Consider the following 10432-nt stretch of genomic DNA (forward strand, 5'->3'; position numbering starts at 1 on the left):
GTTCTTCGAGCGCTTCCTCAACCCCGAGCGCCCCTCGATGCCTGACTTCGACATCGACTTCGACGACGCCCGCCGCGGCGAGGTCATCGCGTACGTCACCGAGAAGTACGGCGCCGAGCGCGTGGCCCAGATCGCCACCTTCGGCCGCCTCAAGGCCAAGGCAGCGATCAAGGACGCCGCCCGCGTCCTCGACCACGGCTTCGCCATCGGCGACCGCATCACCAAGGCGCTGCCGGCCGACGTGATGGGCAAGGGCGTCGCGCTCAAGGACCTGTTCAACGAGGACCACAAGCGTTACGGCGAGGGCGGCGAGTTCCGCACGCTCTACGAGCAGGACCCCGAGGTCCGCACGATCTACCAGACCGCGGTCGGTCTGGAGGGACAGATCCGCAACTGGGGCGTGCACGCCGCGGGCGTGATCATGTCGAGCGAGCCGTTGCTCGACATCGTCCCGATCATGTCGCGTCCGCAGGACGGCGCGGTCATCACCCAGTTCGACTACCCGATGTGCGAGTCGCTGGGCCTGGTCAAGATGGACTTCCTGGGTCTGTCCAACCTCCGCATCCTCGAGGACGCGCTGGCCAACATCCGCGCGAACCGCAACGAGGAGGTCGTCCTCGAAGAGCTGCCGTTCGACGACGTGGCCACCTACGAGCTCATGGGCCGCGGTGACACCCTCGGCGTCTTCCAGCTCGATGGTCAGGGCATGCGGGCACTGCTGCGCTCGATGCTCCCCGACAAGTTCGCCGACATCACGGCCGTCTCGGCGCTCTACCGCCCGGGCCCGATGGGTGCGGACTCGCACAACAAGTACGCCCGCCGCAAGAACGGCCGGGAGCCGATCGAGCCGATCCACCCCGCGCTCGCGGAGGCGTTGGAGCCGGTCCTGGGGGAGACGTACGGCCTGATCGTCTACCAGGAGCAGGTGATGGCGATCGCCCAGGTGCTGGCCGGCTTCACGCTGGGTGCGGCCGACAACCTGCGCCGCGCCATGGGCAAGAAGAAGAAGGAGGAGCTCGACAAGCAGTACGCCGGGTTCCAGGCCGGCATGCTCGAGCGCGGCTACCCGCAGGCGGCGATCTCGACGCTGTGGGAGATCCTGCTCCCGTTCTCCGACTACGCCTTCAACAAGTCGCACTCGGCCGCGTACGGCGTCATCACGTACTGGACCGCCTACCTCAAGGCCAACTACCCCACCGAGTACATGGCTGCGCTCCTGACGTCCGTGAAGGACGACAAGGACAAGATGGCGATCTACCTCAACGAGTGCCGCCGGATGCGCATCCAGGTGTTCCCGCCCGACGTCAACGAGTCGGCCCACAACTTCACCGCCGTGGGCAAGGACATCCGCTTCGGCCTGACCGCCGTGCGCAACGTCGGCTCCAACGTGGTCGACGGGATCGTCGAGGCCCGCGAGAGCAAGGGACGGTTCGGTGACTTCAACGACTTCCTGTCCAAGGTGCCGGCCCAGGTCTGCAACAAGCGGGTCATCGACTCCCTGATCAAGTCCGGCGCCTTCGACGACATGAAGCACGTGCGGCGCGCCCTCGTCGCGGTCCACGAGACCGCGGTCGACCAGTACGTCGACATCAAGAAGAACGAGGCGATCGGGCAGGACTCCCTCTTCGCCGGTCTCGGTGACGACGACGGCGACGGGGGGTTCGGCGTGAGCGTCGAGATCCCCGAGATCGACGAGTGGGACAAGATGACGCTGCTGGGCCACGAGCGCGACATGTTGGGCCTCTACGTCTCCGACCACCCGTTGATGGGGCTCGAGCACGTCCTGTCCCAGGGCACCGACTGCACGATCGGCCAGCTCCTCGTCGACGAGGACCGCCCGCACAACACGACGTTGACGGTCAGCGGCCTGGTCACCTCCGTGCAGCGCAAGATCACCAAGCGCGGCGACCCGTGGGCGACGCTGACGCTGGAGGACCTCGACGGTGCCATCGAGGTGCTCCTCTTCCCGAGCGCGTACCAGCTCGCCTCCCCGTACCTCGTGGAGGACGCCATCATCCGGGTCAAGGGGCAGCTCTCCCGCGACAAGGAGCAGCCGGAGCTGCGCGGGCAGGAGGTCACCGTCCCCGACCTGAGCACCGGGCCCTCGGGCCCCGTGGTCATCAGCATCCCCTCGACGCGGTGCACCCCGCCGGTGGTCGACCAGCTGCGTGACGTGCTCGGCACGCACCCGGGGATGACCGAGGTGCAGCTGCGTCTGGTCACCCGGACCTCGACCAAGGTGATGCGACTGCCTGACGGGCTGCGGGTGACCCCGAGCGGCGCCCTGTTCGCGGACCTCAAGCAGCTCCTCGGCCCGGGGTGCCTCACGTGAGGACGGGGGCCCGTACGGTCGCGGTCCTGCTGGCCTGTGCCGTGCCACTGGGCGCGGTCCTGGGGCTGCTCTGGAACTGGTGGTGGAGCCCGCCGTTGGGTGTCGTCTACGGGGGCGAGTGGTTCCTCCAGCCGGCGGGTCCCGACCTCTCCTTCGACGGGACCGCCCTGTACGTCCTCATCGGGGCCGTGGCGGGACTCGTCGCCGGGGTCGTGGCCGGACACCTCACCAAGGGGCAGGAGATCGCGACGCTCGTCGGCGTCACCTGCGGGGCATTCGTCGCCGCCTGGGTGATGTTCCTGGTCGGTCAGGCCCTCGGCCCTGCCGACCCGCAGGTGCTGGCGGCCCACCAGGAGGACCTCGCCACACTGCCGGCGCGCCTCGGTGTGGGGGAGGAGACCCGGTTCGCCCCGTTCGGCACGACTGCCGTCCTCGCCCTGCCCGTGGGCGCCGTCCTCGGACTCGCCACGAGCCTCCTGACGTACCAGGGGCGCGGACGCCGCACGGGGCTCGACGGCACGGAGTGACCTCAGCCTCACGGGCGCCGGTTAGGGTTGCCCGCGACTGGACCGGGTAAGAAGCCTTCCGGACCAGCAGACACAGACCCACGGGGGAGAGCTATGACCACGTACGACTCCGGCCCGGGCCCGTACCAGCCCGTGCCGCCCGCACCCGCCGCAGGCGGGGGCAACGGCAAGAAGATCGCGCTCATCGGTGGCCTCGGCGCTGGCGCGCTGGTCATCGGTGGTGGCGCCGTCGCCGCCACGATGTTCTTCAGCCAGGGCGCCCAGCCCGCCGAGGCGCTGCCGGCCGACACGATCGCGTACGCGAGCCTCGACCTGGACCCCAGCGGCAGCCAGAAGCTCGAGATCATCAACACGCTGCGCAAGTTCCCGGCGTTCACCGACCAGACCGACATCGACGCCGACAGCGACCTCATGGAGGAGCTGTTCAAGGAGGCGACCGAGTCGGGCGAGTGCACCGACCTCGACTACGCCAAGGACGTCAAGCCCTGGATCGGTTCGCGTGCCGCGGTCGCCGCGGTCGAGACCGGCGAGGACGAGCCCGCCCCGGTCGTCGTGCTGCACACGACGAACGGCACCAAGGCCGAGGACGGCATCGACAAGGTCGCCGAGGCCTGTGGTGGCGACACCTCTGAGGTGGGCGTCACGGTCAGCGGCGACTGGGTGATCTTCGGCGAGACCCAGGACATCACCGACGAGGTGGCCGAGGCCGCCAAGAAGGAGAGCCTGGCCGACGACGCCGACTACGGCCGCTGGACCGACGAGGCGGGCGGTGAGGCGATCCTCTCGGTCTACGTCTCCAAGCACGTGGCCGACTACGCCGACCAGCTGGCCGACCTCGGGTCGGGCTCCCTGGCCGGGGCGTCGCCCGACTTCTCCTCCTCCGACCTCGAGGACGACTTCAGCGACTTCGAGTCCGACGAGCCCACCGACCCGGCCACGTCCGAGGAGCTGCGCAAGACGCTCGAGGACTTCCAGGGTGCCGCGATGGCGCTGCGCTTCGACGACGGTGGCCTCGAGTTCGAGGTCGCCGGCGGCCTGCCCGACCAGGCCGAGTCGCTCTCCGGCAGCGGCGGTGCTGACCTGGTCTCCGGCCTGCCCGACGAGACGGTCGCGGCGCTGGGCATCGGCCTGGCCGACGGCTGGCTGGACAAGGCCGCCGAGCAGTTCGACGAGTCCGGCCTCTCCGAGTCCTCGCTGGAGGACACGCTGGCCGAGGTCGGTCTGAGCATCGACGACATCGAGAACGGCCTGGGCGAGGGCATCGCGCTCGCCCTCGGCAGCGGCCTCGACGTCGACGCCGTCGCCAACGGTGGCCCCGAGGACCTGCCCGCCGGCGTGGTGGTCAAGGCCGACGAGGGTGACGTCAACGACCTGATCACCAAGGTCGACGACTACATCACCGCGCAGGAGGGCCAGTCCCTCCTCGACACCTTCCCGTGGCTCCAGGCCGAGGCTGCCGGCGACAACGCTGTCATCAGCCCCCACGAGGGCTACCGCGGTGCGCTCACCGATCCCGAGGACACCCTCGGCGACACCTCCGAGTACAAGTCGGTCGTCGACGGGGACGCCCAAGGCGTCGTCTTCGTCAACTTCAACGCCGACGACGACTGGCTGGTCCGTCTGGCCGAGTCCGAGGGCGACGAGGACATCGTCGACAACGTGAAGCCGCTGGCCGCGTTCGGCATCTCGTGGTGGGTGGACGGCGACGTCAGCCACGGCAAGATCCGTCTGACCACCGACTGACACCCCGTACGGTCACGCGGCCCGTCCGGCACCTGCCGGGCGGGCCGCTGTGCGTCTCAGGTGTCCCGGCCGACCGGGGCCACGACGGCGTCGGTGAGGCGTACCAGCGCGTCGGGGGACAGCTCGACGTCGAGCCCCCGGCGACCGCCGGAGACGTACACCGTGGGGTGCTCGAGAGCCGAGGCGTCCACGACCGTGGGGTGCTGGCGCTTCTGGCCCAGGGGAGAGATGCCACCGACCACGTACCCGGTGGCGCGCTCCGCGGCCGCGACGTCAGCCATCGCGGCCTTGCTGCCGCCGACGGCGCGCGCCAGCGCCTTGAGGTCCAGCTGTCCCGAGACCGGAACGACGGCGACCGTCAGCCGCCCGTCGACGGTGGCCATGAGGGTCTTGAACACGCGCTCCGCGTCGACCCCGAGCAGCTCGGCGGCCTCGAGCCCGTACGAGGCCGCCCGCGGGTCGTGGTCGTAGGGGTGCAGCGTGTGCTCGACACCCGCGGCTGCGAGCGCGACGGTCGCCGGCGTGCCGCCAGCTGCCTTCTTCTTGGCCACGGGGCGACTCAGTTCGGGGACCACCGGGTCCGGGCGACCTCGGTGGCGGGCAGGGACGGGATGACGTTGATCGCGCGCAGCTCGTCGCGCAGGTAGGTGGTGACGAGCTGGAGACGGCTCAGCGGCCCGGCCGCCTCGAGCAGCAGCTGGCGCTCCGCCATGGGCAGCGGGGCCAGGGCCGACAGGGTCCAGGACAGGTACTCGCCGTCGCGGGGGAGGTGCCCCTCGAAGGGGTCCCCACGCAGGTCGGCGACCGCCGCCCGGTACGCGGTGAAGACCGCACGTGCCCGGATCGCGATCTCGTCCGGGACCGGCTCGGGATCGTCGGGCCAGGGGGTGGTCAGCCCCTGCGGGTGCTCGGCACCGGGGACCATCTCGGACAGCCGCAGCCGTTCGCGGGCGACCGCGACGACGTCGAACGTGCCGTCGGGGTTCTCCTCGACCTCCGTCAGCTGCATCAGCGTGCCCACCCGGTACAGCGACTGCCCGCCGTGGTCGCCCACCTCGTACCCCTCACGGATCGCCACGGTCCCGAAAACGCGTTGCGTGGGGTCCGGTTCGGTGAGGAGATGGTGCACGAGGGCGCGGTAGCGGTCCTCGAACACGTGCAGCGGCACCGTCATCCCGGGGAACACGACGCTGCTCAGCGGGAACATGGGGAGGGGCGCGCTCACGGGAGTGACCCTAATCGCTGTCCATGCCCCAGTGGCGGCTCCGGGCCGTCGGTGGGAGGAACCTAGAATGGAGCCATGATGCGCCGTATCGATCTCCGCGACGCCGATCGGGCGTCGGTCGACTACCGCGCGAGCCTGCCTCGCGCCGAGTTCGACGTCGAGGCGGCCACCCATGTCGTGCGCCCCATCATCGACGACGTCCGCGAGCGCGGTGTCGAGGCCGTCCTCGACCTGACCGAGCGCTTCGACGGCGTACGCCTCGACGACGTGGTCGTCCCCGCCGAGGTCCTCGCCGACGCACTGGCCAACCTTGAGCCTGCTGTCCGTGCGGCGCTGGAGGAGTCGATCAGCCGGCTGCGGGCCACATGCGAGGCCGACCTCGGCCCCGACAAGCGCATCGAGGTCGCTCCCGGCGCCGTGATCACGCACCGCAAGGTCCCCGTCGACCGGGTCGGGCTGTACGTCCCCGGCGGCGTCGCGCCGCTGGTGTCGACGGTCGTGATGAACGTGGTGCCCGCCCAGGTCGCCGGCGTCCGGTCTATCGCCCTGGCCACCCCGCCGCAGCGCGCGACGGGTCTGCCCGACCTCACCACGCTCGCCGCCTGCGCCCTGCTCGGCGTCGACGAGGTGTACGCCGCTGGCGGCGCGCAGGCCGTCGCGATGCTCGCCCTGGGCGCGGGCCCCTGCAAGCCCGTCGACATGGTCATCGGGCCCGGCAACCTCTACGTCACCGCCGCCAAGCGCCTGCTGCGCGGCGTCGTGGGCATCGACTCCGAGGCCGGGCCGAGCGAGATCGCGATCCTGGCCGACGACACGGCCGAGCCGGCGTTCGTCGCCGCCGACCTGATGACCGAGGCCGAGCACGGTGGCACGTCGGCATCGGTGCTGGTGACCGACTCCCTCGAGCTGGCCGACGCCGTCGAGGTGCAGCTGGAGAAGCAGGTCGCGGCCGCCACCCACTCCGAGCGGATCGCCGACGCCCTGGCCGGACCGCAGTCCGCGATCGTCCTCGTCTCCGACGTCGACCAGGGTCTCGACGTGGTGAACGCGTACGCCAGCGAGCACCTCGAGATCCACACCCGTGACGCCGCCGACGTCGCCGCGCGGGTGCGCAACGCGGGCGCGATCTTCATCGGGTCGTACTCGCCGGTCGCCGTGGGTGACTACTGCGCCGGCTCCAACCACGTCCTGCCCACGGGCGGGTGTGCCTGCCATTCCTCGGGCCTCTCGGTCTCGGCGTTCCTCAAGGAGATGCACGTCGTGGACTACACCCGCGACGCGCTCGCCGAGGTCGCCGCGCACGTGGAGGTGCTGGCGCGCGCCGAGGACCTGCCCACGCACGGCGCGGGCGTGACGATCCGGTTCGAGGACGGAAACCCGCGGTGAGCACGCTGAACTGGCCCCCGCTGCGCGACGCGCTGGTGGGGGAGGAGCCGTACGGTGCCCCGCAGATCGACGTGCCCGTGCAGCTCAACACCAACGAGAACCCGTACGGCCCCTCGGCGGCTGCGGCCGCCGACATCGCCGAGGCGGTGCGTCGCGCTGCGCTGGACCTCAACCGCTACCCCGACCGTGAGGCCGTCGAGCTGCGGGGCGCCCTGGCGGCGTACCTCAACGGCGACGGTGGCCAGGGTCTGGGCGTCGACGAGGTGTGGGCGGCCAACGGCTCCAACGAGGTGATGCTGCAGCTCCTGCAGGCCTTCGGTGGGCCGGGGCGTCGTGCGCTGTCGTTCGCGCCGACGTACTCGATGTACCCCGAGTACGCCCGCGACTCGCTCACCGAGTGGGTGGCGGGCCGCCGCGAGGACGACTTCAGCCTCGACCTCGAGGCCGCGCGCGCCAAGGTGCTGGAGGTGCAGCCCGCTGTGGTGCTGCTGCCCAGCCCCAACAACCCGACCGGTACGGCCCTGCCGCCCGAGGCCGTCTCGATGCTGTGCGAGGCCGCCGGCAACGGGATCGTCGTCATCGACGAGGCGTACAGCGAGTTCCGCCGCGAGGGGGTGCCCAGCGCGCTGGAGGTGCTCGGTGAGCACCGCAACCTCGTCGTCACCCGCACGATGAGCAAGGCGTTCGCGCTGGCCGGCGCCCGGCTGGGCTACCTGGCCGCCCGGCCGGAGGTCGTCGACGCGCTCCGGGTGGTGCGCCTGCCGTACCACCTCTCGGCCGTCACCCAGGCGACCGCTCTCGCGGCCCTGCGGCACGCCCCCGAGCTGCTCGGCAAGGTCGCCGAGCTGCGCGCCGAGCGCGACCTCACGGTCACCTGGCTGCGCGAGCAGGGGTTGACGGTGGCCGACTCGGACGCCAACTTCGTCCTGTTCGGGACGTTCGCCGACCGGCACGCCGTGTGGCAGGGCATGGTCGAGCGGGGCGTGCTGATCCGTGAGACCGGGCCGCAGGGGTGGCTGCGGGTCTCGATCGGCACCCCGCAGGAGATGAAGGCTTTCAAGGACGCCCTGGTGGCAGTGATGGAGGAGAACCGATGAGCCGTACCGCACGGATCGAGCGCAGGACCAAGGAGTCGTCGGTCCTGGTCGAGGTCGACATCGACGGCACCGGCAAGACCGACGTGTCGACGGGTGTGGGCTTCTTCGACCACATGCTCGACGCCTTCGGTCGCCACTCCCTGGTGGACCTCACCGTCCGCACCGAGGGCGACACCCACATCGACGCCCACCACACCGTCGAGGACACCGCGATCATCCTCGGCCAGGCGCTGCGCCAGGCCCTGGGCGACAAGAAGGGCATCCGCCGCTTCGGCGACGCCACCGTGCCGCTCGACGAGGCGCTCGTGCAGGGTGTCGTCGACCTGTCCGGCCGCCCGTACTGCGTGCACACCGGTGAGCCCGAGGGGCAGATCTACGTCGCCATCGGCGGTGACTACCAGGGTTCCCTGACCCGTCACGTGTTCGAGTCGATCTCGTTCCACGCCCAGATCGCCCTGCACGTCCGGGTGCTGGCCGGCCGCGACCCGCACCACCTGGTGGAGGCGCAGTACAAGGCGTTCGCCCGCGCGTTCCGCGACGCGGCCGCACTGGACCCGCGCGAGACCGGCGTGCCCTCGACCAAGGGCACCCTCGAGGGCGACGGCACGGACGGCTCGAAGTGAGCCGGCCGAGCGTCGTCGTCCTCGACTACGGCTCGGGCAACCTGCGCTCCGCGGTCCGCGCCGTCGAGCGCGCGGGCGCGGAGGTCACCCTCACCGGTGACTTCGAGGCGGGGCTCGCCGCCGACGGCCTGCTCGTGCCGGGCGTCGGTGCGTACGCCGCCTGCATGGCCGGTCTGAGGGCGATCAAGGGCGACCGGCTCATCGGTCGGCGTCTCGCCGGTGGCCGACCCGTCCTGGGCATCTGCGTGGGCATGCAGATCCTGTTCGCCCGCGGCGTCGAGCACGGCGTGGAGACCGACGGCTGCGACGAGTGGCCGGGTACGGTCGAGCGCCTGCAGGCCGACGTGGTCCCGCACATGGGCTGGAACACCGTCGAGGTGCCCGAGGGCACGACGCTGTTCGACGGCGTCACCGACGAGCGCTTCTACTTCGTCCACTCCTACGGCGTCCGCGACTGGGAGCTGGTCACCAACGACCGCACCCGCGCCCCCCTGGTGACGTGGGCCGAGCACGGCGGCGACCGCTTCGTCGCGGCCGTCGAGAACGGTCCGCTGAGCGCCACCCAGTTCCACCCGGAGAAGTCCGGCGACGCCGGCGCGGCCCTGCTGCGCAACTGGGTCAAGAGCCTCTGAACGCCGGGCCCCGTCCCGCGTACCTCGTGAACAGGAAGACGATGAGCGACTACCTCCAACTCCTCCCCGCCGTGGACATCTCCGGCGGCCAGGCCGTCCAGCTCGCCCAGGGCGTGGCCGGCTCCGGCGGCCAGTACGGCGACCCGGTGGAGCAGGCCCTGCGCTGGCAGGAGGCCGGCTCCGAGTGGCTGCACCTCGTCGACCTCGACGCCGCCTTCGGCAAGGGCGACAACTCCGCCCTCAAGGCCGAGATCGTCCAGCGCCTCGACATCAAGGTCGAGATGACCGGTGGGATCCGCGACGACGAGTCGCTGGCCAAGGCGATGGCGACCGGTTGCGCGCGCGTCAACATCGGCACCGCCGCCATCGAGAACCCCGAGTGGTGCGCTCGCGCCATCGCCGAGTACGGCGACCGGGTCGCGGTCGCGCTCGACGTGCGCGGCACCACGCTCGCCGGTCGCGGCTGGACCAGTGAGGGGGGCGACCTGTACGAGACGCTGGCCCGCCTCGACGCCGAGGGCTGCGCCCGGTACGTGGTGACCGACGTCAACAAGGACGGCATGCTCGCCGGCCCCAACCTCGAGCTGCTGCGCAACGTCTGCTCGGCCACCGACCGTCCGGTCGTCGCCTCGGGCGGCGTGACCTCGGTCGAGGACCTGGTGGCGCTGAACGGCCTCGTCGGCGTCGGGGTCGAGGGTGCCATCATCGGCACCGCCCTGTACGAGGGCCGGATCGACTTCGCCGACGCGCTCGCCGCCACCCGGCCCGCAGGAGCCTGAGATGAGCCTCGTGGTCCGTGTCATCCCGTGCCTTGACGTCGACGGCGGACGGGTGGTCAAGGGGATCAACTTCACCGAGCTGCGTGAC

The 10432-nt window shown here is 71.0% G+C and carries 10 protein-coding genes and 1 pseudogene; 9 read left to right on the forward strand and 2 right to left on the reverse strand.

Annotation, left to right across the window (positions count from 1 at the left end):
- The 3 genes from dnaE to ACI379_RS09065 form a co-directional block, all read left to right on the forward strand.
- On the forward strand, nt 1–2332 hold a 2332-nt coding region (gene dnaE / locus ACI379_RS09055; RefSeq protein ID WP_439791760.1), incomplete at its 5' end, for a DNA polymerase III subunit alpha.
- Entirely contained in the window at nt 2329–2859 is a 531-nt protein-coding gene (locus tag ACI379_RS09060; RefSeq protein WP_439791761.1) for a hypothetical protein, read from the forward strand. The genes dnaE and ACI379_RS09060, both read left to right, overlap by 4 nt.
- Nucleotides 2860–2952: 93 nt before the next feature.
- Nucleotides 2953–4602, forward strand: a complete 1650-nt coding sequence (locus tag ACI379_RS09065; RefSeq protein ID WP_439791762.1) for a DUF3352 domain-containing protein — start codon at nt 2953–2955, stop codon at nt 4600–4602.
- A 56-nt stretch (nt 4603–4658) separates the two neighbouring features.
- Here the strand turns inward: ACI379_RS09065 and ybaK are convergent, their stop codons facing one another.
- Together ybaK and ACI379_RS09075 are read right to left on the reverse strand one after the other, a co-directional pair.
- Nucleotides 4659–5153 carry a Cys-tRNA(Pro) deacylase gene (gene ybaK / locus ACI379_RS09070; RefSeq protein WP_439791763.1) on the reverse strand — a complete coding sequence of 165 codons (495 nt, stop codon included), beginning with the start codon at nt 5151–5153 and terminating at the stop codon, nt 4659–4661.
- Nucleotides 5154–5161: 8 nt separating this feature from the next.
- Complete coding sequence (locus ACI379_RS09075; RefSeq protein WP_439791764.1) at nt 5162–5827, reverse strand: LON peptidase substrate-binding domain-containing protein; 666 nt, start codon at nt 5825–5827, stop codon at nt 5162–5164.
- 75 nt (nt 5828–5902) lie between these two features.
- Here ACI379_RS09075 and hisD point away from each other — a divergent pair, with 75 nt between their 5' ends.
- The 6 genes and pseudogenes from hisD to ACI379_RS09105 all read left to right on the forward strand — a co-directional run.
- Nucleotides 5903–7213 carry a histidinol dehydrogenase gene (gene hisD / locus ACI379_RS09080; protein WP_439791765.1) on the forward strand — a complete coding sequence of 437 codons (1311 nt, stop codon included), beginning with the start codon at nt 5903–5905 and terminating at the stop codon, nt 7211–7213.
- Between the two features lie 5 nt (nt 7214–7218).
- On the forward strand, nt 7219–8310 hold the full coding sequence (locus ACI379_RS09085) for a histidinol-phosphate transaminase (RefSeq protein WP_439791769.1): 1092 nt from the start codon (nt 7219–7221) through the stop codon (nt 8308–8310).
- Nucleotides 8307–8933, forward strand: coding sequence for an imidazoleglycerol-phosphate dehydratase HisB (gene hisB, locus ACI379_RS09090; RefSeq protein ID WP_439791766.1), 627 nt, complete (start codon nt 8307–8309; stop codon nt 8931–8933). The genes ACI379_RS09085 and hisB overlap by 4 nt, the downstream gene beginning before the upstream one ends.
- Nucleotides 8930–9565, forward strand: coding sequence for an imidazole glycerol phosphate synthase subunit HisH (gene hisH / locus ACI379_RS09095; protein WP_439791767.1), 636 nt, complete (start codon nt 8930–8932; stop codon nt 9563–9565). The genes hisB and hisH overlap by 4 nt, the downstream gene beginning before the upstream one ends.
- Before the next feature lie 41 nt (nt 9566–9606).
- A complete protein-coding gene (priA, locus tag ACI379_RS09100; protein WP_439791768.1) occupies nt 9607–10344 on the forward strand; it encodes a bifunctional 1-(5-phosphoribosyl)-5-((5-phosphoribosylamino)methylideneamino)imidazole-4-carboxamide isomerase/phosphoribosylanthranilate isomerase PriA in 738 nt (245 codons plus the stop codon).
- A 1-nt stretch (nt 10345) separates the two neighbouring features.
- Nucleotides 10346–10432 (forward strand): annotated as a pseudogene (locus ACI379_RS09105) (imidazole glycerol phosphate synthase subunit HisF); the annotation flags it as partial.

This window comes from Nocardioides sp. (assembly GCF_051876515.1).
Taxonomy (GTDB): Bacteria; Actinomycetota; Actinomycetes; order Propionibacteriales; family Nocardioidaceae; genus Nocardioides.

Bases quoted from the DNA above. Each gene is read 5' to 3' on its own strand.
- ACI379_RS09065 (WP_439791762.1), top strand. From the start codon at position 2,953: ATGACCACGTACGACTCCGGCCCGGGCCCGTACCAGCCCGTGCCGCCC.
- hisD (WP_439791765.1), top strand. From the start codon at position 5,903: ATGATGCGCCGTATCGATCTCCGCGACGCCGATCGGGCGTCGGTCGAC.
- hisB (WP_439791766.1), top strand. From the start codon at position 8,307: ATGAGCCGTACCGCACGGATCGAGCGCAGGACCAAGGAGTCGTCGGTC.
- priA (WP_439791768.1), top strand. From the start codon at position 9,607: ATGAGCGACTACCTCCAACTCCTCCCCGCCGTGGACATCTCCGGCGGC.